Raw genomic sequence first — 24,118 nt, 5'->3', positions numbered from 1 at the left:
GTCAAGTCGGGAAATGGTATTTTCGTACTATGGGCAGACACATGGGGCTGCCCATACGATGGATGTTTTCCTTAGCTTGACCTTCAAATAGAGTCCCAATTTAATAAGAAAATAATATGAAACGAATTTTACTTATAATAGCCCTCTGCTCCCCCTTGCTGGTGCAGGCTCAAAGCATCGACCATATCTTGAAAAGCATTGAGCAGAACAATAAAGAACTCAAGGCACAGAAGCACGCCGCCGATGCGACCAAGATGGAAAACCGTACAAACAACAATCTGCCTGATCCTACGGTGAGCTACAGTTCTTTCTACAGCAATGCCGCCGAAGGCGGTCATGGTACGGAATTTGTCGCTTCGCAAGGCTTTGATTTTCCTACCCAGTACATCACCCGCAACCGTCAGGCTACTTTGCAGAACGAAGCGGTGGACAAGCAGCAACAGGCTGTCCGCAGGGATATCCTGCTGAATGCGAAAAACCTCTGTCTGGACCTTATTCTGTTGAATCAGGAAAAGACATTGATGGATATCCGCATGAAGAATGCCGATGAATTGCAGGCGCTTTATGAAAAGCGCCTGACCACCGGTGATGCGAACATACTGGAAGTAAACAAAATCAAGATGGAGCGTATGAATGTGCAGACGGAAGTTGCCCAAAACAGTGCGGCCCACCGTACTGCTTTGCAATCTCTGCTTGCCATGAACGGCAACATGCCTTTGGAATTTGCGGAAACCACTTATCCTTCCATACAGGAAATCAATGATTACAATACCATGCGGGATGAAGTGGTGGCATCAGACCTTGACTTGCAGACCGCTGCTGCCACTACTCGTGCCGCCGAGAAGCAGGTTTCGGTAGACCGCCAAGGCTGGTTGCCTAAACTGGAAGTCGGTTTCCGTCGTAACACGGATGATGTGGCTTCAATGAATGGTTTTGTGGTAGGGGGTTCCTTGCCTTTGTTTCAGAACCGTAAAAAGGTAAAGATAGCCAAGGCGCAGGCTATCAGTGCACAGTTGATGCAAGAGAACGCTAAAGATCAGGTTGAGGCTTCTCTGATGTCTCTTTTCAATGAAATGCAGCAGTTGAAGGATGCCATAAAAGCGTATGATGTCCCCTTGATGTACCGTTCTCTGGACTTGTTGAAGCAGGCATTGACCGAAGGACAAATTTCATTGATTGAATATTTTGTGGAAACAGAAAGTATTTATAAGAATCTTCAGGCGTATATGCAGATAGAGAACCAATACCAGAAGGTGATGGCGAATATCTATAAGAACAACCTGTAGGATGTTAATATTCGCTGAGATATAGCAGTGTAGGGGGGATGTTATAGTTGACATCGCCCCTAAAACTTATCTTATCGGTTCAGTAAGTAAAATATAAAAAATGATTAGGAGATGAATTTAGAAGAAGTATTGAACTTTCGCCGGTCTGTGCGGAAGTTTGACAAAAGCAAACCGGTAGATCCGGAAAAGGTAAGACATTGTCTGGAACTGGCTGCGCTGGCTCCCAATAGCTCCAATATGCAGTTGTGGGAGTTCTATCAAATAACGGACCCGCAACTGATGGCGAAAATAACTCATGCCTGTCTTGACCAGTCGGCAGCGGCTACGGCTTCCGAAATCGTCGTCTTTGTCACCCGTCAGGATTTATATAAGAAACGTGCCCACTTCGTCCTTGACTTTGAAGAAGGGAACATCCGGCGGAACAGCCCGAAGGAACGCCAAGAGAAACGCATCAGGGACAGAAAGTTGTATTATGGTAAACTCATGCCCTTTATCTATGCCCGGTTCTTTGGCCTGTTGGGGCTTTTCAGGGTAATCTTGGCAAGAACTATCAGTCTGTTCCGACCTATGATGCTGGAAGTATCCGAGTGTGACATGCGTGTGACCGTAAATAAATCCTGTGCACTTGCCGCCCAAACCTTTATGATTGCCATGGCGAACGAAGGATACGATACTTGTCCGTTGGAAGGTTTTGACAGCAGACGGATGAAGAAACTATTGAAACTGCCTCATGGTGCAGGTATTAATATGGTCATACCTTGCGGCGTACGGGACGGAAACAAAGGTATTTGGGGAGAACGCGGCAGAGTTCCCTTCGATGAGGTTTATCATAGAATATAGGGTGGAGAAGGTATCTCTCAGAGTGGAGATTCACCGTCCGGGCACTTTGCCCAACGGCTTGCAAGTGGAAGATATAACCAATGGCACTTCGATGCCTCGTAATAACTTCCTCTTCGGCAATGCCATCTATCTTCTTCCTTATACCGGTGCAGGCAGTGGTATTATAGAGATATCCGCTGTAAATTTATGGAAAAAGAATGATTGGAGTAATATTCTAAAGAATTTCTGCAATATTTCTTTATTGCACGGACTGTTGGATTTGATATCATGGGCTCCGTCCGTTGGGCTGCACAGAGGTAACGAAATATCAATTATGGTTATTTTGTTTGTTTCAAATGTCGGTTTAACAAGGATATGTGGCGGGATTTTTTTAATTTTGCACCTGCAACTAATTAACAGATAAGAAAATGCCATTAAATTTACCCGATAAACTACCTGCCATCGAATTACTGAAAGAAGAGAATATCTTCGTTATTGATAATTCGCGTGCCAATGCACAGGATATCCGTCCGTTGAAGATTGTGATATTGAATTTGATGCCGTTGAAGATAACCACAGAGACGGATTTGGTGCGTTTACTTTCCAATACACCGCTTCAGTTGGAAATTTCGTTTATGAAACTCAAAAGTCATACTTCAAAGAATACACCGGTGGAGCACATGAAAGCCTTCTATCGTGATTTTGACTTGATGCGTAACGAAACGTATGACGGCATGATTGTGACCGGTGCTCCCGTTGAGCAGATGCCGTATGAAGAGGTGACTTATTGGAACGAAATCACGACTATTTTTGATTGGGCGCGTACTCATGTCACATCTACGCTTTATATTTGTTGGGCGGCACAGGCAGGGCTTTATCATTTTTATGGAGTACCTAAATATCCGTTGGATAAAAAGATGTTCGGCATCTTTGAACATCATGTCAATGTGCAGGGATTGCCTATCTTCCGTGGGTTCGATGATGTGTTTTTTGTACCTCACAGCCGTCACACCGAAGTGCGCCGTGAAGATATTATGAAGGTGAAAGACCTCACGTTGATAGCCGAATCGGATGATTCGGGAGTTTATATGGCAATGGCCCGCAACGGCCGTGAGTTCTTTATCACCGGACATTCCGAATATTCGCCTTATACGCTCGATACGGAATACAAACGCGATTTGGGCAAAGGGCTTCCTATTGAAATGCCGAGAAACTATTACCGTGGAGACAACCCGGATAATGCGCCTTTGGTGCGCTGGCGCGGACATGCCAACTTATTGTTCTCCAACTGGCTGAATTATTACGTATATCAGGAAACTCCATTTGATATAACTCAGATACGATGATTAGACAACGAAAGATAGAATTGCTGGCTCCTGCCAAGAACCTGGAGTGCGGTATGGCGGCTGTCGACCATGGTGCCGATGCTGTCTACATCGGCGCTCCCCGTTTTGGCGCACGTGCGGCGGCCGGAAATTCTTTGGAAGACATAGCGGTATTGGTGCAGTATGCTCATTTGTATAATGTGCGAATCTATGTGACTGTCAATACTATCCTTCGCGATGAAGAGTTGAAGGATACGGAAGAAATGATATGGGAGTTGTATCGTGCCGGTGTGGATGCACTGATTGTGCAGGATATGGGACTGTTGGAGTTGAACCTGCCGCCCATTCCTCTTCATGCCAGCACGCAGATGGATAACCGTACCCCCGAAAAGGTGAAGTTTCTGGCAGAGGCGGGGTTTCGTCAGGTTGTGTTGGCGCGTGAACTTTCGTTGCCCGAGATTGGCAAGATACATGAGGTGGTTCCCGAAGTGCCGCTTGAAGTGTTTGTGCACGGAGCACTGTGCGTCAGTTATAGCGGGCAGTGTTATGTCAGCCAGTCCTGTTTCGGGCGCAGTGCCAATCGGGGAGAATGTGCACAGTTCTGTCGCTTGGCGTTCGACCTGGTGGATGCGGATGGGAAAGTCATTGTGCGTAATAAGCATTTGCTTTCGTTGAAAGATCTTAATCAGAGTGAAGAACTCGAACAGTTGCTGGACGCCGGTGCTTCTTCTTTGAAGATAGAAGGGCGTTTGAAGGATGTTTCGTATGTGAAGAATGTGACGGCTTATTATCGCAAGAAATTGGATGCTGTCTTTAAACGTCGCACAGAATATATCCGTGCTTCGTCGGGAACGGTGAAAACGGACTTTAAGCCACAGTTGGACAAGAGTTTCAGTCGCGGGTTTACTAATTATTTCCTGTTTGAACGCAACAAGGATATCTTTTCTTTTGATACTCCGAAGTCGCTGGGCGAGGAGATGGGGACGGTAAAGGAAATCCGTGGAAACTATTTGACTGTGGCCGGGGTGAAATCGTTCAATAACGGTGATGGGGTGTGTTATCTGGATGAAGCCGGAAAATTGCAGGGTTTCCGCATTAATAGGGTGGAGAACAATAAACTGTTCCCGCAGGAGATGCCTCGTATCAAGCCCCGCACGCTGCTTTACCGTAACTTTGATCAGGAGTTTGACAAGCAGATGCAACGCAAATCCGCCGAACGCAAGTTGTCGGTTGCTCTGGTATTGGCGGAGAATAATTTCGGTTTTACGCTGACATTGACGGATGAAGATGATAACAGTGTCAGTGTGGTATTGGAGCGCGAGAAAGAATTGGCGCGCACTCCGCAGACCGATAATCTTCGTACCCAGTTGGGCAAATTGGGAAATACGCCTTTCGAACCGACAAGCATTGATATCGACTTTAGTGAGAATTGGTTTATCCCTGCTTCTGTCCTTGCCGAATTGCGCCGTTCGGGAGTAGAGAAACTTTTGGAAGCCCGCCGCATCAATTATCGCCGGGAATTATATAAATTGCCGGAGACACATCATTCTTTTCCGGTTTCAGAACTTACCTATTTGGGTAATGTGATGAATGACGGAGCTTATTCTTTCTATCAGAATCATGGGGTGCAACGCATTGCTCCCGCTTTTGAGAAAGTTCCGGTTGAGGATGCCGTATTGATGTTCTGTAAACACTGTTTACGATATAGCATGGGATGGTGTCCCACTTATCATAAGGTGCGTTCTCCTTATAAGGAACCTTACTGTTTGGTCAGTGCGGATGGAAAACGTTTCCGTCTGGAGTTTGACTGTAAGCATTGTCAAATGAAGGTGCTTTCTGCTTCGGGGGAGCCGAAAGTTTCTTCTTCTCATTAATATACCATGAACATTCTCCGCTATAAACCGAATCTGAAGAAATCGGGCTTCCAGTTTCCGACAGGGAATATAGTGGGGATGAAATGGGTATGGCTGCTTCCGTTGTCAGTACTCTTTTCTTTTTTCTTTTCCTGCCAATATCAGGTGCCTGACTTTTCTTTAAAAGGAGCCTCGCAGAAGACAAAAGATTCTGTGGACTATTTGATGGAGCATTATTATACGTTGAATAGTAATTTCGAAGTGACTTCGGATTCTCTGTTATTGCAGCAATTGCCGTTGATAGATGTGCTGCCGGTTTATAAAGGAGAGAAGCTGGTGGTGGCGGAGTTTATGGTTCAGGCTGCCGATACGGTGGATTCGGTGTGGGTTAAGGTGGCTCGCGACCAAGAGACAATGGGGTGGATTCGCGAGGGGGAATTACTCAAGAAAGTGGTTCCGGTTGATCCTATTTCACAGTTCATTCACCTGTTCAGCAGTTCCCATACGGTAGCTTTCTTTATTGTTCTGGCTTTGTTTGGCATGGGATATTTGTATCGGGCGATACGTAAAAAGCGTTTGCAGCTCATCTGGTTTAATGATATCGATAGTGTTTTTCCCAATATACTGACACTGCTCATGGCTACAGCCGCTACTCTTTATAGCAGTATTCAGCATTTTGTGCCGGGCACATGGGAGCAGTTTTATTATGCTCCTTCCCTTAATCCTTTGGATTTACCGTTTATTCTTTCGTTGTTTATGTTTAATGTGTGGGGCATTGTTCTGGTCGGGCTGGCAACATTGGACGAGTTGTTTCATCAAGTTCGCGTAGAGGCGGCTTTCTTTTATTTATTGGGATTGATGTCTTGTTGTATCTTTCTGTACTTGTTCTTTACATTTACCACTTATTACTACATTGGATATCCTTGTCTGGTGGTTTACGCCGTATGGATATTCAGAAGTATCAAACGTGCTTCTCATTATAAGTTCAGTTGCGGAAATTGTGGTGCAAAGATGAAATCGAAAGGTGTCTGTCCCCATTGCGGTGCTATCAATGAATAAGATAACGAGGGTGTGTCGAAACAAAAATAACCCTTCCGAAAAGTTACAGATTGTAACTACCAAACTTAAAAGAGCCGTATCGAACTCTGTCTCGAGTAATGATACGGCTCTTTCTCTTGCTTTTTAGGATGCTCAAGTTTCAGATTAAAAGTTCTTCTTTGGTTTAACTTAGTTTTGACACCCCTGGAACTTTTATCTTTTTGATGTTGAACTTCCTAGAAGTGATAACGCACGTCTACGCCGAGCTGCAATGGTTTGCTCCTTTGTTCAAAACCTCTTTCCATACTTTCAAAATAGAACGTGGTATAATCTTTATTGGTGAGGTTGCGTCCCCAAAAGTCTATCTGTAAAGCTTTTGCCTGTAAAGAGATACGTCCGTTCAAGGTACCGTAAAAACTTTGTGATACATCGTTCTTTTCTGTCCAGTAAATCTTTCCGGCACCGGTATAGTTGAGGCCGACAGTCAGGCTCTGTGCCCACTTGTTTCCACCAAGGAAGAAACTGTAATTGGCGCCCACATTCATGGTATGGCGTGGGACGAATGGAACGTAATGGCCGCTATAATCGATGTTCTCGTCTGACGAGCTCTTTCCGGCATCGTACTTCTTGAAGGTAGAGTGAGTATATCCGTAGCTTCCGTTCAAACTGAGATTTCTATTGACGGATGCGGTCAGGCTGACTTCCGCACCATAGCTTTCACTGCTTCCTGCATTGACCATCATACGTCCCAGTCCGCTTTCTACAAACTTGGCAATCTGCTGGTCGCGGGTATCCATATAGAAGGCGGCCAGGTCAGTTTTCAACTTACCGCCGAACAGACTGAGATGTGAACCGATTTCGTAGTTCCAACTATATTCGGGCTTGTAGGTTACGAGGTTTTTTATTTCATCGTCGCTGACAGCACTTCCTGCACCCGGACGTTGTTTTAATGCGCTTTGCAATAACTCGGAGAACATCTGTATATTGTAACCGCCGCTGCGGAAGCCACGGCTGACAGTCGCATAGATATTATTCTGCTTGTTAAAGTCATATTTCAAAGCGAATTTAGGTAACAACTGTACATGGTCATCATCCAGCTTGCCTATAAACTCAGCTGCCTGTTCCATCGGTTTTCCCATCGGCTTTCCCGCCATATACATCTGAATGTTCATGGCTGCCGAAGAATTATAGTCTATCTTGTTCTTTTCGTAGTCCAGACGCAGCCCAACGGTAGCAGACAGATTCTCGAATAATAAATGGTTGAAAGTGGACTGATGGAAAATAGCTGCCCCCAATACCGGAGTGTCGAAGATGCCGGGTACGGGCATTGTCTCGCTCAATATCTTCAAGTTGATGGGCATCCCCGATGAGGCCATTCCCTTATTGATATTATTTTCCAGCCATTGGATTCCTTCGGATTGGAAGGTGACAGGAGCATCGGTATGCAGCCATTGATAAAAGCCGCTTGCACCGGTTACCCAAATCCAGCGTTGGTTCTTTTTGCTCTTGAAGGTAATCTCTTCGCTCAGGGTATTGATACGTTGTTTTTGTTCTATGTTGTAGATGTCGACAGGCAGGAAGTCCTGATCCAGATACATACGGTCGGTCAGGTTCTGATATCCTGTCACGGCATTCATGATGAAACTGTTGCCCTGATATTCTATGTTCAGCCCAGTGTTGAACAGTCCGCGGCGGTAACCGCAGTCACGGTTATAGCTGATTTTTCCGATATGTTCTTTGTATTCTTCTTTACTTTTATTCAGGGCTCCCGTATAGTAATAAGGATAGCCGCCTTCATCGCTATAGTCGTAACCAATCGTAAAGTCCAGTTTTAAATTGTCTGAAGGCAGCCAGATGGCACGGATTCGTCCGCCTCCGGCTTCCATGTTATCAATTTTCTTTCCGTTATATGCATTGCGGAAGAAGCCGTCCGAACCTTCATAATAGCCCCCTGCCGAGAAAGCAAAGTGTTCATTCCAACGGTGATAATGTGTCAGTGAGGCGCTACGGTAATTGCTTTTGCTGCCGTAACTCAGTTTCACATCAGTCCCCTGATAAGAGAATGGCGAACGGGTATGTACTTTAATCAGCCCCCCCATCGTGTTGCGTCCATATAATGTACCTTGAGGTCCGCGAAGGATGTCGATACGTTCTATGTCATAGAAATTAAAGTCGAACGCAGACTTGTCTATATAAGGAATGTTGTCTACATACAATCCTACAGCCGGAGTGTTGATGCGTGAACCGATTCCACGGATATAGACTGCGGAAGTGATTTTTGAGCCATAATCGGGCATAAAGAAATTCGGAACCAAAGCACTTACATTTTTCAGTGTCGTAATCTGATTGGCTTGCATGTCTTTCTGTGAAATCAAAGAGACTGCATTGGGAAGCTCTCTTAGCTTGCCGGTTTCTTTGGGTGAAGCAATGACGACCACTTCTTCAATATCAATCACTTTAGTTGTATCTTTGGGAAGTGTGTTGATGTCTTCTGCGAGCGCTGTCGCAGACAGTAGACAAGTCGTTGCCAGTAATAGGTTTCTTTTCATATTTATTGTTTGGTTTGAGTAGTATTGTAATTCATTTGCAAAGTAAGGGCAAACGAATGGTTTGTACAATCCTCATTTATTAGGATTTTAAATTTTGTCGGCTTCTATATAGCCGTTCATTACGGCATAGACGGTGAGTCCGGATACAGACTTGATGCCCAGTTTCTCTGTTATATTCTTGCGATGGGAAATGACGGTGGTCAGGCTGATGTTTAGTTTGTCGGCTATCTCTTTATTGATGAGTCCTTTGGTGATGAGTATCAGCACCTCAATTTCACGGGCGGATAATTCATGCTCCGTTTTAGGCATTTGTGTTTCCGGATGCGCGGCATGGGTTCTTGCCTGATGACCATACTTGCGCAGTTGGAGGATATCTTTTATCAACGATTCTTCATCCTGATAGATGTTCAACTTAGGTACACCGGCTAGTTGGGGCTGACTGTCACCGCCTGCCAATACAATGGTTTTAGGCTTGCGGGGAAGAAAGAAGGAGGTATGTTCAAAATAAATTTGAGCGGAGATGAAATAGTGCGCATACATGTCCGGCGTATCGTCCACCAGTTCGCCAAAAGAATGGAAGATACGGATAACAGCCGTCGGAATCATTCCTTGCAGAATGTTCTGTAACCCCAGACAAGTGAGGGTATTAGGGTCTATTATGGCTATCTCGGGATGGGGCATATTCATTGTTTGTTGCAAAGATACATATCTTTTAGTTAAAATAATCTGTGAATGGGAGAAATGTTACTCGGGCAGGTGAATTTGTGCAACTTACTCTCTCTCTTATTTGTTATTATATCAATAATATAACTTAAAACCTTAACATTATGAAATATGATATAGCAATAATAGGCGGAGGGCCTGCCGGATATACTGCTGCGGAATGTGCGGCAGCCGGAGGGTTGAGAACTGTTGTATTCGAGAAAAAGGCAATTGGCGGTGTGTGTCTGAATGAAGGATGTATTCCCACCAAAACACTTCTGTATTCGGCCAAGCTACTTGATTATGCCAAAGGAGCCGGAAAATACGGCATTTCCGTGCCCGAAGGGGTAGGGTTTGATATGGAGAAGATGATTGACCGTAAAGACAAGGTGGTGAAGAAGTTGACCGGTGGAGTGAAAATGACCGTACAATCTTATGGCGCCGAATTGGTGGAGAAGGAAGCGATTATCGAGGGTGAAAGTAATGGGAATATCCGTATTGTTGCCGGTGGTGAAGTGTATGAAGTGACTTATTTACTGGTGTGTACCGGCTCGGAGACGGTCATTCCACCCATAAAAGGCTTGTCAGAACTTGACTATTGGACTTCCAAAGAGGCTCTGGAGAGCACTTCTCTGCCTCAGTCGCTTGCCATTATTGGCGGCGGAGTGATAGGGATGGAATTCGCTTCTTTTTATAATAGTATGGGGGTGAAGGTCAGTGTCATTGAAATGATGCCCGAGATATTGGGGGCGATGGATAAAGAAACCAGTGCCATGCTGCGGACTGAATATCAGAAAAGAGGAATCAAGTTTTATCTGGGTTCTAAGGTAACGGAAGTCGGCGGTGCCGGTGTTACCATTGAGAAAGAGGGCAAGTCGTCTGTTGTAGCGGCGGATAAGATATTGGTGAGTGTCGGCAGGAAGGCCAATATAAATAAGGTGGGTTTGGATAAACTGAATATTGAACTTTTGCGCAATGGGGTAAAGGTGGACGAACACATGCAGACTTCTCATCCGCGGGTGTATGCTTGTGGTGATATTACCGGGCATTCCATGTTGGCACACACTGCTATTCGTGAAAGCGAAGTCGCCATTAATCATATTTTGGGGGTGGCAGACCGGATGAACTATGATTGTGTGCCGGGAGTGGTTTATACGAATCCCGAACTTGCCGGAGTGGGAAAGACCGAAGAGGAGTTGAAAGCTGCCGGTATACGTTTTCATATACAGAAATTGCCCATGGCTTATTCGGGACGTTTCGTTGCTGAAAATGAAACAGGGAACGGACTGTGCAAACTGATTCTGGATGAGAATGACCGGGTAATCGGCTGTCATCTGTTGGGGAATCCTGCCTCCGAAATAATTATTGTGGCAGGCATTGCCATTCAGCATGGCTTTACGGCAGAAGAGTTTCAGAAAACAGTTTTTCCGCATCCCACGGTGGGAGAGATTTACCACGAAACACTCTTTGCCTGATGTTTTGCATTGATAACCGCTGCACGGATGTTTATTTTAACCTGGCGGCTGAAGAATATCTCTTGAAGCGGAAGGAGGAGGACTATTTTATGATATGGCAGTCCGAGCCATCGGTGGTGATAGGTAAAAATCAGGCTCTGCAGATGGAAGTGGACGAGGACTTCAGGCAGATGAACGGTATCCGTCCGGCACGCCGCTTTTCGGGAGGCGGGGCTGTTTACCATGACTTGGGAAATGTAAACCTCACTTTTATAGAAACAGATTCCCGACCTGACTTTAAATACTATCTGCAACGGGTAATCGATTTCCTGGATTATCTCGGGATAAGGGCTGATGCCGATGAACGGATGGGGATTTATGTCGACAACAAAAAGGTTTCGGGCAGTGCCCAGTGCATTCATAAGGACAGGGTAATGTATCATTGCACTTTATTGTTTTCCACAGATTTGGTTGCATTGAATGCCGTATTAAGGAGCAGACCGAAGGGAGACGGGCGGATTCCCGGATTGCGGGAGGCGCGTGCGATTTCTTCTGTGCATAGCGAAGTGGTCAATCTCAGTCATTTTGTAGATAGCACGGTAAGCCTGAAACGCTTCATCTGTCTTCTGTTCCGCTATTTCCTTGCTGAAGAAGAGTCAAACGGCATTTACCGTTTTACCGCAGAAGACCGTCATGCCATAGAAGCGATTCGGACAGATAAATATGCGGATGAGGGATGGATATTCCATCGGTCAGCCTTAAAAAAAGATTTAACTTAAAACTTTATGTTTCAGTGGCTTGTTAGTCTGTCATGGGAAACAAAAACTAAAATTCACTCTATATGTCAAGATTCGAAATAAAAATGCCTAAACTGGGCGAGAGTATTACCGAAGGAACAATTATATCCTGGTCGGTAAAGGTGGGTGACACTGTTCAGGAGGACGATGTGTTGTTTGAGGTGAACACTGCCAAGGTGAGCGCGGAGATTCCTTCTCCGGTAGCCGGAAAAGTAGTGGAGATATTGTCTAAGGAAGGGGACACGGTACCTGTCGGTACGGTAGTCGCTATTGTAGATATGGATGGTGAGGAAGAGCAACCGGAGACTTCCGGTGCGGATGAAGCTCCTCAGTCGTCCGAACCGGAAACCCCTGAAGCGGCGGCTTCTGTTGTCCGACAGGAAGTGCCGAAGGCGATGGCTGTCCGGAAGGAAGACGAACGTTGGTATTCGCCGATTGTACTCCGGTTGGCACAAGCGGCACATCTGTCGCAAGAAGAACTGGACAAGATACCGGGCACAGGATATGAAGGTCGGTTGAGCAAGAAGGATATAAAGAATTATATCATGCAGAAGGAGCAGGGAGGTGTATCGCGTCCGGCTCAGACAGCTCCGGCAGAACCTGTTAAAACGGTTCCGGTTACTCCTGCTCCAGCGGCGGGTGCGGCAAAAACAAACTCCGTTCCTGTCTCCCCGGCCGCAGGCGATGTGGAAGTGAAGGAAATGGACCGCGTGCGTAAGATGATTGCCGACCACATGGTTATGTCCAAACACACTTCTCCGCACGTGACCAATGTGGTGGAGGTAGACGTTACCAGACTGGTGAAGTGGCGTGCCGCCAACAAGGATGCGTTCTTCCGTCGGGAAGGCGTGAAACTCACTTATATGCCTGTCATAACGGAAGCCGTAGCCAAGGCGCTTGCTGCTTATCCGCAGGTAAATGTTTCTGTAGAAGGTTATAATATCTTGTTCAAGAAGCATATCAATATCGGCATTGCCGTTTCGTTGAATGACGGAAATCTGATTGTCCCCGTCGTGCATGACGCTGACCGCTTGAATCTGAACGGTCTTGCCGTGGCTATCGATACATTGGCCGGCAAAGCGCGTGACAATAAACTGATGCCTGATGACATTTCGGGCGGAACCTTTACAATAACCAACTTCGGAACCTTCAAGTCTCTGTTTGGCACACCGATTATCAATCAGCCGCAAGTGGCCATTCTGGGTGTGGGGTATATCGAAAAGAAGCCTGCGGTAATCGAGACACCCGAAGGCGATGTGATTGCGGTCCGTCATAAGATGTATCTTTCCTTGTCTTATGATCACCGTGTGGTGGACGGTATGTTGGGAGGGCAATTCCTCTATGCCGTCAAGGAGTATCTGGAAAATTGGAAAGACTAATATCAATAAGTAATGAGTATGGAAAAATATAATATAAAGACCACGGATACCGATACCCTGAAGAGGTGGTATCATCTGATGGTATTGGGGCGTGCACTCGACGAGAAAGCACCTTCCTATCTGTTGCAATCACTGGGGTGGTCGTATCATGCCCCTTATGCCGGACATGATGGCATTCAACTGGCCATCGGGCAGGTCTTCCGTCGGGGAGAAGACTTCCTGTTCCCTTATTATAGGGATATGCTTACCGTGCTTTCTGCGGGGATGAGTGTAGAAGAACTTATCTTGAACGGCATTTCAAAAGCCACAGACCCAAGTAGCGGCGGACGCCACATGTCCAATCATTTTGCCAAACCCGAATGGCATATCGAAAATGTTTCTTCCGCTACCGGAACGCATGATTTGCATGCGGCGGGCGTAGCGCGTTCGATGGTTTACTACGGACATAAAGGAGTGGCAATCACTTCACACGGAGAGTCGGCCTCTTCCGAAGGCTATGTATACGAAGCCGTGAACGGTGCCTGTCTGGAACGCTTGCCCGTCATCTTTGTGTGGCAAGACAATGGTTATGGCATCTCTGTTCCGAAGAAAGATCAGACAGCCGCCCGAAAAGTAGCCGACAACTTTTCTGGTTTCAAGAACCTCCGGATTATTCATTGCAACGGTAAAGATGTCTTCGACTCAATGAATGCCATGACGGAAGCCCGCGAGTTTGCCATAGCCAACCGTATGCCTGTCATCGTGCATGCCAACTGTGTGCGTATCGGTTCGCATTCCAATTCGGACAACCATTCTCTGTATCGTGATGAAAACGAGTTGGCTTATGTCAAGGAGGCCGATCCGCTGATGAAATTCCGCCGGATGTTGCTTCGTTACAAACGACTGACAGAAGAGGAACTCCAACAGATAGAAGCTGCTGCCAAGAAAGAACTGTCCGCAGCCAATCGCAAGGCTCTTGCTGCTCCTGATCCCGATCCGAAAAGCATCTTTGATTATGTCTTGCCCGAACCTTACCAGCCGCAGAAATATAAAGACGGTATCCATGACCATACCGAAGGCGAGAAGGCTTTCATGGTGACTGCCATCAATACTACGCTGAAAGAAGAGTTCCGCCATAATCCCGATACTTTTATTTGGGGGCAGGATGTGGCCAATAAAGACAAAGGCGGGGTATTCAATGTAACAAAGGGAATGCAACAGGAGTTTGGCGATGCCCGTGTGTTCAGTGCCCCCATTGCCGAAGACTATATTGTGGGCACAGCCAACGGCATGTGCCGTTTCGACCCTAAGATTCACGTTGTGGTGGAAGGTGCTGAGTTTGCCGACTATTTTTGGCCTGCCATCGAGCAATATGTGGAGTGTACTCACGAATACTGGCGCAGCAACGGCAAGTTTGTTCCCAATATCGTGCTGCGACTGGCGTCGGGCGGTTATATCGGCGGCGGTCTGTACCATTCGCAAAATATAGAGGGGGCACTGACCACACTGCCCGGTGCGCGTATCGTCTGTCCGTCTTTTGCCGATGATGCGGCGGGACTGTTACGCACCGCTATGCGTTCGCGTGGCTTCACTTTATATCTTGAACCGAAAGCATTGTATAATTCCGTTGAGGCGTCTGCCATCGTTCCCGAGGGCTTTGAAGTGCCGTTTGGTAAAGCGCGTATCCGCCGCGAAGGAACAGACTTGAGTATGATAACTTATGGTAACACGACCCATTTCTGTCTTTCGGTGGCAGAACGTTTGGCACAAGAGGGCTGGAGTGTGGAAGTGATTGACGTCCGTTCCCTTATCCCTTTGGACAAGGAGACCATTTATGAGTCGGTGAAAAAGACAAGCAAAGCGATGGTGGTGCACGAAGACAAAGTGTTTTCCGGCTTTGGTGCAGAGATTGCCGCCGGCATCGGTACGGAGATGTTCCGCTATCTGGATGCGCCTGTGCAGCGTATAGGGTCTACATTTACGCCGGTAGGTTTCCATCCTGTCTTAGAGAAAGCTATCCTTCCTTCAGAAGACAAGATTTATGAGGCAGCCAAAACACTATTGGCATATTGATAGCTAAAAAGAAGATGTCTGAATTTTAAATAGATTAAGAATGAAAACAATAGGATTATTTTATGCGATGAACGCAGCCAAGACTTCCCATATTGCCGAGAAAATACGTGAAGACCTTGGCGGTGTGAAGGTGACGGAAGTGGTATTAATAGAACGTGCCTGGCAGAATGACTTTCAGGCGTACGACAATATGATAGTCGGTGCTTCCACTTGGTTCGACGGAGAACTCCCTACATACTGGGATGAGTTGATACCCGAGTTGGAGACACTTGATTTGAAAGGAAAGAAAGTTGCTGTTTTCGGGCTTGGCGACCAGAAGAACTATTCCGATAATTTTGTGGATGGTATGGGGATTCTTGCCGATGCTTTTCAGAAGGCTGGTGCGGAATTGGTGGGCTATACGTCAACAGACGGATATGTTTTCAGTCAGTCTCGTGCTGTGCGCGACGGAAAATTCTGCGGATTGGTTATCGACCAGGAAAATCAACCGCAACTTACAGCCAAACGTGTTGCCGATTGGTGCAAGCAAATAAAAGAAGAGTTTGCTTCGGATAAAGGCAAATAGTGTTTTCCTGTTTTAGCCCATGATGTGGGTGTATCTGTCTTGTAAAGGGGCAAAACATTGGCAATGCTGTTATTGGGTTCGTAGGGGCGAGGTTCGCTCGCCCGAAAACAGTTTACCTTGTGTCTTCGGGCAGGCAAACCCTGCCCCTACAGCTGACGATTGGATAGGCTGGTTTAGTTTTGACACACTCCCTTTCGATTAAAGGGGGAGTTTCGACACATCTCCTTAACGATTTCTAGTATGTGCATCTCCCTCTTCGTTTCGAAGATGAAGTTAAAACCGATTTTGAGGGACGGATAGTCCGAAGTAAGCTGCCACCGCTTCGGCACATCGCTCACCGTCAATGCCTGCCGACACAATACCGCCTGCATATCCTGCCCCTTCGCCACAAGGGAACAACCCCCGTATCGTAATGTGCTGCAAAGTTTCATTGTCTCTGACAATTCTTACAGGCGCAGAGGTGCGCGTCTCTACTCCAATCATCACTGCGTCGTTGGTAAGGAAACCGTGGCTGGTCCTGCCGAACTGTTGGAATCCTTTGCTTAGACGGTTGGCTATGAAAGGTGGCATCCAGAAGTGAAGAGGAGACGAAACCAAGCCCGGGCTATACGAACTGTCGGGCAAATCGTAACTCAGCTTTTTTCGGGTAAAGTCAACCATTCGTTGTGCCGGAGCTGTTTGCCGCATATTCCCCTGTTGCCAACAGGCAGCTTCCAGTGCTTCCTGAAAATGCATCATCGACAATGCAGAATCCGTATCATCGGCAAAGCCCAGCTCTTCGTTTTTCATTCTCAATTCATCGTTTTGCAAATCTTCGGGACGTATCTCTACCACCATGCCCGAGTTGCTCCATTTGGAACCGCGATTACTTGGGCTCATCCCGTTGACCACAATCTGATGAGGCCCGCTGGCGGCAGGTACGACAAATCCTCCGGGACACATACAGAAACTATACACACCACGTCCGTCCACTTGAGTCACAAAACTATACTCGGCCGCCGGGAGGTATTTGCCGCGTCCGTTTTTGTTGTGATATTGAATTTGGTCTATCAGCATGGAAGGATGCTCAAGGCGCACGCCGACTGCAATGCCTTTGGCTTCTATCTGCACTCCATGACTGTGCAGCCAGCGATAGACATCGCGTGCCGAGTGTCCTGTAGCCAGTATGACAGGACCTTTGAATATTTTTCCGGTATTTGTTTCGATACCGACAATGCAATCCTTTTCTATAATCAATGAATCCATGCGTGTCTCGAAGTGCACTTCTCCTCCGCACTCGATAATGGTATTACGCATATTCTCGATGACCCTCGGCAGCTTGTCCGTTCCGATGTGGGGATGGGCGTCTACCAGAATCGAAGAGCTGGCGCCATGCTGACAAAATACGTTTAATATTTTATCTACATTGCCGCGTTTCTTGCTTCGGGTGTAGAGCTTGCCGTCCGAATAAGCACCCGCCCCTCCTTCTCCAAAGCTGTAATTGCTCTCCGGGTCTACTTTGTGTTCGCGACTGATGCGTGCGATGTCAGTCTTGCGGTCGCGCACATTCTTTCCTCTTTCCACCACGATGGGACGCAGTCCTAATTCTATCAGCCGTAGGGCGGCAAACAATCCTCCGGGACCTGCCCCTACCACTATTACCTGGGGCCTGTCTTCTACCTTGCGGTATTCCGTGCGGACGAATTCCTCGTCATGAGGAATCTCATTGATATAGAGACGCACTTTCAGGTTGACATAAATGGTACGTTGGCGGGCATCAATACTTCTTTTCAAGACACGAACGGAATGGATGGTGCGTATGTCCAACCCTTTTTCACGTCCGATAAATTGTTTGAGCGCTTGTTCATTGACTGCCTGTTCGGGCAATGCCCGCAGTTGGAATTCCTGTATCATATCTTTTTTTATTTGTTGTCGGGCATGAGTTTCTTGCGATAATATGAATTGGCCGTATAGAGGGCTGCTGCCGGATTGTGTCCGGTGACGCGGTCTTTTGTTACCAAGGTAGTGGAATAGGCGTCTGCATATTTATAGAACAGGCTGTCGTGTCCCACGCAAAGTCCGATAACTACATTCAGGTCTGTATGCGCGCGGTTGAGCAGGCGTGCCTGAAGGATAGGGTTACACATGGCAGCTCCGATGGCTTCACATTCCTGAGGGATACCGACGGATGATTTGGACACTCCCGCCACTTTGCATATCACGGAATAAACTTCGAATCCGTTGGCCCTCAGAATTCGGGCAAAGATTCGCGCTTCATTCATTAATCCGATACAATTGGCAATACCTATTTTCTGATATCCCATCTTGCGTGCAAAGGTCATGATTTCTTCCACACGGGTGAGTCGGCAATAGCCTTCAAACTCCACTTCGGCGCTGGCCACCATGACATCGTGGTTTTGTCCTTCGTCATAGCGTTCCAATGCCCACTCCAAATCGTCTTTCTCCAGACCGGTCGTCAGGCAGAATTCGGGATATGTACGGTCTTTGAACTTGCAGTTCTGTGTTCCGCAGTCCACACAACTTGGGGTATATGAATTATCGTTAGTCATTGATGTAGGTTCTTTAGTTTAAAAACAGTTTTATGTATCTCATCCGAATAGGGCCCGGAACGCTTCTTCCACCTTTCTGACCGGAATGATTTCTATCTTCAGTTTCTTGGTATCCATTCCCTGAAGGTTGTGCTTGGGGATAAGGATACGCTTGAATCCGAGTTTTTCGGCTTCCCCGATTCGTTGTTCGATACGGTTCACCGGACGTATCTCGCCACTCAGCCCCACTTCACCCGCCATGCAGGTATCTCGTTCCACTTCCGCATCCATGTTGCTTGACAGGATAGCGCTGATGACAGACAAGTCGATGGCAGGGTCATTGACCTTCAGTCCGCCGGCTATATTGAGAAAGACATCTTTCTGTGCCAGCTTGAATCCGACCCGTTTCTCCAGTACGGCAAGGAGCATGTTCATTCTTCTCAGGTCGAAGCCTGTGGCAGAACGTTGAGGATTACCGTAGACAGCAGAACTGACCAGCGCCTGTGTTTCAATGAGGAATGGGCGAACCCCCTCGATGGCAGAAGCAATGGCTACGCCGCTCATTCCTTCATGGTCTTGACTCAGCAGCAATTCGGAGGGATTGCTTACTTGCCTCAATCCATCCTGCCGCATCTCGTAGATGCCTAATTCGGCAGTACTGCCGAAACGGTTCTTGATGCTGCGCAGGATGCGATACATATAATGTTGGTCGCCCTCGAACTGCAAGACAGTATCGACGATGTGTTCCAAAACCTTCGGACCGGCTATGCTTCCTTCCTTATTAATATGTCCAATCAAAATGACTGGCGTGTTTGTCTGCTTGGCAAATTTGAGAATGGAGGCAGAACATTCGCGCACTTGTACCAGGCTTCCGGGAGAAGAATCAATCGTCTCGGTCGATATCGTTTGTATGGAGTCGATGATAACCAAGTCGGGCCGCGTATTTTTGATGTTCACATAAATCTGTTCCAAAGATGTTTCGCATGCTATCAGACAGTCCGAGGAGTTATGGCGGATGCGGTCGGCACGCAGCTTCAGCTGCCGTGCGCTTTCTTCGCCGGAAACATACAGTATCTTCTTTTCGGGCAGCCTCAGAACGGTTTGCAGCACAAGGGTGGACTTTCCGATTCCCGGTTCTCCGCCCAGCAAGACCAGCGATCCGGGAACCAGACCGCCGCCCAACACACGGTTCAACTCCTCATCGTGCATATCGATGCGCGGTTCGTCGCCACCCGTTATTTCGCTGAGGATGACAGGCTTGCTCTTGACAGGTTCCAGCCCCGACACCGGACGGGTGCCGGCTGCCGGCTTGCGCACCACTTCTTCTACATACGTGTTCCACTCACCGCAAGAAGGGCATTTGCCAATCCATTTGGGAGAGTCTTGTCCGCAGTTGCTACATATATATACAGTCTTTTCTTTCATACAGCAAAGGTATGGAAATATTTCTTTATTTCTTTCCCAAATTCTCAAATCTGTTTTCTTCTTTCACTTCATCGCTTTGCACACCTTCCCGATAATATTCGTCGGCCAAGGCAGTATACTTGCGGTACATCCTCTGCGCGGTCTCTATTTCATCACCTTCGGTGACAGGAATACGCGCCTTTCCGGGAGTCGATACATACTGAAGTTCCCAATCGCCCAGCGAACTATAGAACTCATTGGCGCGGAAAGCCTCGCGGTTATGCGTGAGTGGCAAACCTTTCTCCGAATATTCCGTACCTTTATCCAGATGTTCTTCAAGCATGGCATAGAACTTCTCCCACCGTTTCAGGTAATAGCCGTCTATCAGTCCTGCCCATTCCTTCCAACCGTAATCAAAGATGAAAGGGTCTTTGTCTGCCCCCCCATATCGTAAACAGGGCTGTGGCATCCTTTTCATATAAGTCTTGTTCTTCGGGAGTCGTTCCCCAACGGCGCGCCTGAGTGAGCCATCTGTCGAAGTTAAATTCGGGGCGGGTGCGTAATAAGGTATCCACATCCTTCAATAGTTCCAAGAAGCGTTGGCTGTGGAGGCGGAAGGCAGTCTTGTCTTTTTCTTTAAATGCCTTTGCCGCCTGCTTGTGAATAGCTTGTCCCAGGTTTGACATGATTTGGCGTTGTATGTCGACAATATCGAAACGATAGGGGCGGGAGTCTCCCAACCTGTCTGCATCTTGCAGGAGAAGGGCTTCTGCACGTATCAAGTCGGCCGGATGATAAGGAATGGCAAAGCCGGCATTCGGTCCCGACTTTTTCACATCAAGTGCGGGGCGTGCGGCAATGATGGAGCTGAACTCTGTTCCGTTTGTACCTCGTGCATAAGCCGAATGAAGTAAGTAGACACTCCATGCAGTCTCGGCATTTTGAGAGACAGCTCCATAACGGCGTTGCGCATACTCTGCCAGCCACTTTTCCACATTGATACTGTCACGGTGCAGGGGCATCTCGAATGCAAGGTCATAATAGACAGGATTTTGTTCGATGGACTCCATAAAGAGACCTGAACCGATGATATTCGGTGAGCGTTTTGCGGCAGTGGCGTATTGGTTGGATGCCAGTAGCGGCAAATCGCCGTGCAGATTGATGCGTCCGCCAAAGTTATGCAGATTTCCGGCAATGGCGGGATATCCCCAAAAGGCGCTGTCCTTTCGGCACTTTGCACCATTGAGGTCAAGAATTAACAGGTCTTCTTTGGGAACGGCCTTCACGATTGGTTCACGCAGACTCCATGCCTGCATCGCCCATACAGCCGATGAATCGAAATCTTTGAATAACTTGTGAATGGATTTTCCCACAGCCGACAGGTATTCGGGAGTATCTATCGGTGGGGCACTTTCATGGAATGGGTCGGCAGCATACACTCCGTGGGCACCGTAAAGCTTCTTTTGCTCTTCCAGAAAATCATGCCCGATTACTTGAAACAGCGAGTCGGTGGGGTCGAGCTGTGCAACGCCGGTAAAAGCGCACCAAGAAGGCTGTTGCTGTATCTTGGCATGGGGATATTTATCTTTCAGTTCGCGTGGCACGTAACCGGAGAAACCTTGTTGGATGGGTTGCATACCCAGCTCCAGTTCACGCTGTATGATTTGTTTGCCCAGCCGGATGTGGGAATCTATCCATGATTTGGGAAGCGGTCCGCCATAGTCTTGCAGGTTTTGCATCCATTGCCATGCAGCATGACCCGGTCCTGCAAGGAAATGCCGTGCCTCCTCATCCGTGAAATGATGTTTCAGCAGTGTGTTGTACCATACGGCTTCCAGACCGATGACAGACAAAGGCATATTGATTGAATTCATTGCCATATAGTCCAGTTCGCGTTGCCATCGTTCCCAGTCCCACCATGCAGCCGAGTAACTCACGGTGCAATAATTCATGTAAACGCGATACTTGCCATTGATGGTGTTATGGGTTGTTTCAATCGGGAGAGGCAATGTTGCCGGCAGTTTGAGTTGGTCGCCAAACCAAGACACATGTGCATTGCAAGTATATTTTAAATATTGGTTGTAGGCTGTGGCAAGTGCTATCGGATTGTTACCCCGCAATAGTACTTTTCCGTTTTGGCTGCCTATCTCGTAGACATCTTTTCCATTCTCAGAATCAATCAGTTCCAGTTGGAACTGGTTACCATATCCGGGTGTGACACGCTCTATCAAGTCATACGCAGCTTGTATCTGCGGATGATTGGAATGGCAGGCGGTGCATAGCAGTGACATGATAAACCATAAGGAAATAAAATAATAGTGCTTCATCTTTTATATTATGTGTTTAATGATTATAGGTTTCAGAGAGAAATCTGTTATATGCACACAAAATTACGATAATTCATTCAATCAAAAAACTTTTTGTTACTATAATACCAGACAAACGGCCTGTCTTCGAACGTATATATCCGTCTTTTTATCTTTGTACGATGCTTAAGTCTGTCATCTTAGTTCGATATTGCTTCACCACGGAGGTGGTTAAGTCTAACCACCTCTGTGATTAATGTTAACCACCTCCGTGGTTAAATCTCTTCACCTCCGTGGCGAAGCAATACTGAACGGTTCGTCTGGCAAACGGTATAGGACGAGAAACGATAGGAGAGCATAGGCAGACAACCGAACTATTTCTGTTTCAATGATTCTGCAGAAACGTGCTTGGCGGGACGATGATATGCTTTGCCGGAATAATTAAGGGATAAGTAAGAAACAGACAGTCAGAGATTTGAAAATAGAAACAGGAATTTGGCTTTTATAATTAATGTATGAAGAAAAAGCGATAATTGTTTGTTTCTTCGGAATATGTTTCTTACATTTGGACAATCTACTAAAAAATCGTACTATTATGAAAAGAACAAAGTTGTTGATGAGTACTGCAATACTGGCGACCGCCCTTCTTGCAGCTTGTGGCCCGTCATCGAAAGACGATGGCACCATTACAAGATTAGAACAGAATGGCAATACACTCACACTATGTGATTTTGCGAAAGTAAAGGATACCCTGAATGTGCCTCTGAGCGAGTGGGTGGAAGATTGCCAGTTGGTGAGGTTTGAAAATGTCGATACGGCACTGTTTAAAATGTGGTGGCCGGCTATCACCGACAACTATATCGGAATCCGCCAAAGCGGAGGCGTATTTAAGTTGTTTAATCATAAAGGGAAATTTCTGCATGACATAGGAGCGATGGGACAGGGGCCCGGCGAATATGCAGGCTCGTTGTATAGTGAATTGATTGATGAGAAGAATAAGGCGATATACCTTGCCCCGTTTGCCGGAAGCACTAAAATATTGAAGTATAACCTGGACGGCACCTTTGTGACAGATTATGATTTAGGGGAAAGGCTCAACAAACCTAAACTGTCACTCAACCCCGATGGAAGTATATCTCTTGTTCATCTCTGTTTTCAGGGTATGAGTGAAATGATGGGGGCTGTTATTACGCCGGATAGCACTATCACCAAGTATATACCGACGGCTGGGCAGGCTATAAATCCACGTGATAAAAACGGTAGCTTCGTTGGCTTTAATAACGAAATATGGAGTTGTAATAATGTGGAAGGCTTCAAATACATGATGATGCCTGTCGATACATTATATAATTATAATGCTGCTGCCAACAAGATAGAAGCACAGTTTGCCTTGTCCAATCCTCCTGTGGGAGAAGATGTATTCCTGATTTACGATGAACTTCCCGGGAAATATCTTGCTACGGTCTGGGGTAAAGGAACTATTGTGGTAGACAACAAGAACAATAATTCACACTATGTGAAGTTGGTGAATGACTATTTTGGCGGTCTTCCTGCACCGATGAATTTCACTAACGGTTGGTTCTTTGCCATGTATGAGCCGGCAGTGCTGATGGAAAACATAGAAAAACGTATGGCCGCACCCGATTGTACCGACAAAGACAAAGAGTTGCTGAAAGGCTTGCTTGAATCATTGGACGAAAACGATAACAATGTCATGTTTATCGGTAAACTGAAGAAGTGATTTGCTCATTGCTTGGTTGTCATTGCCGTCTTTCACAATAAAAACGCTTGTGAAAGACGGTTTTTGTACTTCTTTTTGTCTTATTTCTGTTATTAAAAGAGTAATTCTTACTGTTTTTCTCAAAAAAAACGAGATTCGTGATAGATTGTAAGAAATAGTTTTTATATTTGCATCGTTCAAACAAAAAGGAAAGAACGGTTATAAAATGACAATGTACTATCTGCATACAACTACTTTTGGGATGGGGCGCATGATGACCTCCATGTCTACATCCACAACAATGACCCCTCGGGGTTAAGGATAGTATATAGTGTTTCTAC

Annotated in this window: 16 protein-coding genes and 2 pseudogenes; 12 read left to right on the top strand and 6 right to left on the bottom strand. The window is 46.6% G+C overall.

Going from position 1 to position 24,118, the window contains the following annotated elements; genetic code table 11:
* Positions 1-116 precede the first annotated feature (116 nt).
* From QYT14_RS14315 to QYT14_RS14290, 6 genes and pseudogenes are all read left to right on the top strand, one after another.
* Positions 117-1,286: a TolC family protein gene (locus QYT14_RS14315; protein ID WP_237039695.1), complete on the top strand. Its 1,170-nt coding sequence runs from the start codon at positions 117-119 to the stop codon at positions 1,284-1,286.
* Positions 1,287-1,397: 111 nt separating this feature from the next.
* Positions 1,398-2,126 carry a nitroreductase family protein gene (locus QYT14_RS14310; RefSeq protein ID WP_288325291.1) on the top strand — a complete coding sequence of 243 codons (729 nt, stop codon included), beginning with the start codon at positions 1,398-1,400 and terminating at the stop codon, positions 2,124-2,126.
* Between the two features lie 19 nt (positions 2,127-2,145).
* Positions 2,146-2,289: pseudogene (locus QYT14_RS14305) on the top strand (ATP-binding protein); the annotation flags it as partial.
* Between the two features lie 244 nt (positions 2,290-2,533).
* Positions 2,534-3,451 carry a homoserine O-succinyltransferase gene (metA, locus tag QYT14_RS14300; protein WP_237039692.1) on the top strand — a complete coding sequence of 306 codons (918 nt, stop codon included), beginning with the start codon at positions 2,534-2,536 and terminating at the stop codon, positions 3,449-3,451.
* The gene (locus tag QYT14_RS14295) at positions 3,448-5,304 is read left to right on the top strand and encodes a U32 family peptidase (protein WP_288325290.1); all 1,857 of its coding nucleotides are present in this window, start codon (positions 3,448-3,450) and stop codon (positions 5,302-5,304) included. Before metA ends, QYT14_RS14295 begins: the two co-directional genes overlap by 4 nt.
* 6 nt (positions 5,305-5,310) lie before the next feature.
* Positions 5,311-6,342: a hypothetical protein gene (locus QYT14_RS14290; protein WP_288325289.1), complete on the top strand. Its 1,032-nt coding sequence runs from the start codon at positions 5,311-5,313 to the stop codon at positions 6,340-6,342.
* 215 nt (positions 6,343-6,557) lie between these two features.
* Here QYT14_RS14290 and QYT14_RS14285 read toward each other — a convergent pair whose 3' ends face one another.
* Positions 6,558-8,870 carry a TonB-dependent receptor gene (locus QYT14_RS14285; RefSeq protein ID WP_288325288.1) on the bottom strand — a complete coding sequence of 771 codons (2,313 nt, stop codon included), beginning with the start codon at positions 8,868-8,870 and terminating at the stop codon, positions 6,558-6,560.
* An 87-nt stretch (positions 8,871-8,957) separates the two neighbouring features.
* Positions 8,958-9,551 (bottom strand): LuxR C-terminal-related transcriptional regulator, encoded by a 594-nt coding sequence (locus tag QYT14_RS14280; protein WP_237039717.1) that lies wholly within the window; start codon positions 9,549-9,551, stop codon positions 8,958-8,960.
* A gap of 146 nt (positions 9,552-9,697) precedes the next feature.
* Between QYT14_RS14280 and lpdA the strand changes: the two genes are divergently transcribed.
* The 5 genes from lpdA (at position 9,698) to QYT14_RS14255 (ending at position 15,819) form a co-directional block, all read left to right on the top strand.
* Complete coding sequence (gene lpdA / locus QYT14_RS14275) at positions 9,698-11,047, top strand: dihydrolipoyl dehydrogenase (RefSeq protein ID WP_288325287.1); 1,350 nt, start codon at positions 9,698-9,700, stop codon at positions 11,045-11,047.
* A complete protein-coding gene (locus QYT14_RS14270) occupies positions 11,047-11,805 on the top strand; it encodes a lipoate--protein ligase family protein (protein ID WP_237039687.1) in 759 nt (252 codons plus the stop codon). Before lpdA ends, QYT14_RS14270 begins: the two co-directional genes overlap by 1 nt.
* 62 nt (positions 11,806-11,867) lie before the next feature.
* Entirely contained in the window at positions 11,868-13,202 is a 1,335-nt protein-coding gene (locus QYT14_RS14265; RefSeq protein WP_288325286.1) for a dihydrolipoamide acetyltransferase family protein, read from the top strand.
* An 18-nt stretch (positions 13,203-13,220) separates the two neighbouring features.
* Positions 13,221-15,254, top strand: coding sequence for an alpha-ketoacid dehydrogenase subunit alpha/beta (locus QYT14_RS14260; RefSeq protein WP_288325285.1), 2,034 nt, complete (start codon positions 13,221-13,223; stop codon positions 15,252-15,254).
* 40 nt (positions 15,255-15,294) lie between these two features.
* Positions 15,295-15,819, top strand: a complete 525-nt coding sequence (locus QYT14_RS14255; protein ID WP_288325284.1) for a flavodoxin — start codon at positions 15,295-15,297, stop codon at positions 15,817-15,819.
* A 273-nt stretch (positions 15,820-16,092) separates the two neighbouring features.
* Here QYT14_RS14255 and QYT14_RS14250 read toward each other — a convergent pair whose 3' ends face one another.
* The 4 genes and pseudogenes from QYT14_RS14250 to QYT14_RS14235 form a co-directional block, all read right to left on the bottom strand.
* Positions 16,093-17,712 (bottom strand): FAD-dependent protein, encoded by a 1,620-nt coding sequence (locus QYT14_RS14250; protein ID WP_288325283.1) that lies wholly within the window; start codon positions 17,710-17,712, stop codon positions 16,093-16,095.
* 8 nt (positions 17,713-17,720) lie between these two features.
* On the bottom strand, positions 17,721-18,368 hold the full coding sequence (locus tag QYT14_RS14245) for a DUF1847 domain-containing protein (RefSeq protein ID WP_237039682.1): 648 nt from the start codon (positions 18,366-18,368) through the stop codon (positions 17,721-17,723).
* A gap of 39 nt (positions 18,369-18,407) precedes the next feature.
* Complete coding sequence (gene radA / locus QYT14_RS14240; RefSeq protein WP_237039681.1) at positions 18,408-19,772, bottom strand: DNA repair protein RadA; 1,365 nt, start codon at positions 19,770-19,772, stop codon at positions 18,408-18,410.
* A gap of 25 nt (positions 19,773-19,797) precedes the next feature.
* Positions 19,798-22,042: pseudogene (locus tag QYT14_RS14235) on the bottom strand (alpha-N-acetylglucosaminidase).
* A 610-nt stretch (positions 22,043-22,652) separates the two neighbouring features.
* On the opposite strand from QYT14_RS14235, the gene QYT14_RS14230 reads away from it, so the two are divergent.
* A complete protein-coding gene (locus QYT14_RS14230) occupies positions 22,653-23,798 on the top strand; it encodes a 6-bladed beta-propeller (protein WP_288325282.1) in 1,146 nt (381 codons plus the stop codon).
* Positions 23,799-24,118 lie beyond the last annotated feature (320 nt).

Origin of the sequence: uncultured Phocaeicola sp., assembly GCF_948499155.1 — a bacterium.
GTDB classification, from domain to species: Bacteria; Bacteroidota; Bacteroidia; order Bacteroidales; family Bacteroidaceae; genus Phocaeicola; species Phocaeicola faecalis.
This window is presented reverse-complemented; position numbering and strand designations above follow the sequence as displayed.

What these genes read in the sequence shown, in the direction of transcription:
- QYT14_RS14315 (WP_237039695.1), top strand. Translation starts at nt 117, where the DNA reads ATGAAACGAATTTTACTTATAATAGCCCTCTGCTCCCCCTTGCTGGTG.
- QYT14_RS14310 (WP_288325291.1), top strand. Translation starts at nt 1,398, where the DNA reads ATGAATTTAGAAGAAGTATTGAACTTTCGCCGGTCTGTGCGGAAGTTT.
- metA (WP_237039692.1), top strand. Translation starts at nt 2,534, where the DNA reads ATGCCATTAAATTTACCCGATAAACTACCTGCCATCGAATTACTGAAA.
- QYT14_RS14295 (WP_288325290.1), top strand. Translation starts at nt 3,448, where the DNA reads ATGATTAGACAACGAAAGATAGAATTGCTGGCTCCTGCCAAGAACCTG.
- QYT14_RS14290 (WP_288325289.1), top strand. Translation starts at nt 5,311, where the DNA reads ATGAACATTCTCCGCTATAAACCGAATCTGAAGAAATCGGGCTTCCAG.
- QYT14_RS14285 (WP_288325288.1), bottom strand. Translation starts at nt 8,870, where the DNA reads ATGAAAAGAAACCTATTACTGGCAACGACTTGTCTACTGTCTGCGACA.
- QYT14_RS14280 (WP_237039717.1), bottom strand. Translation starts at nt 9,551, where the DNA reads ATGCCCCATCCCGAGATAGCCATAATAGACCCTAATACCCTCACTTGT.
- lpdA (WP_288325287.1), top strand. Translation starts at nt 9,698, where the DNA reads ATGAAATATGATATAGCAATAATAGGCGGAGGGCCTGCCGGATATACT.
- QYT14_RS14270 (WP_237039687.1), top strand. Translation starts at nt 11,047, where the DNA reads ATGTTTTGCATTGATAACCGCTGCACGGATGTTTATTTTAACCTGGCG.
- QYT14_RS14265 (WP_288325286.1), top strand. Translation starts at nt 11,868, where the DNA reads ATGTCAAGATTCGAAATAAAAATGCCTAAACTGGGCGAGAGTATTACC.
- QYT14_RS14260 (WP_288325285.1), top strand. Translation starts at nt 13,221, where the DNA reads ATGGAAAAATATAATATAAAGACCACGGATACCGATACCCTGAAGAGG.
- QYT14_RS14255 (WP_288325284.1), top strand. Translation starts at nt 15,295, where the DNA reads ATGAAAACAATAGGATTATTTTATGCGATGAACGCAGCCAAGACTTCC.
- QYT14_RS14250 (WP_288325283.1), bottom strand. Translation starts at nt 17,712, where the DNA reads ATGATACAGGAATTCCAACTGCGGGCATTGCCCGAACAGGCAGTCAAT.
- QYT14_RS14245 (WP_237039682.1), bottom strand. Translation starts at nt 18,368, where the DNA reads ATGACTAACGATAATTCATATACCCCAAGTTGTGTGGACTGCGGAACA.
- radA (WP_237039681.1), bottom strand. Translation starts at nt 19,772, where the DNA reads ATGAAAGAAAAGACTGTATATATATGTAGCAACTGCGGACAAGACTCT.
- QYT14_RS14230 (WP_288325282.1), top strand. Translation starts at nt 22,653, where the DNA reads ATGAAAAGAACAAAGTTGTTGATGAGTACTGCAATACTGGCGACCGCC.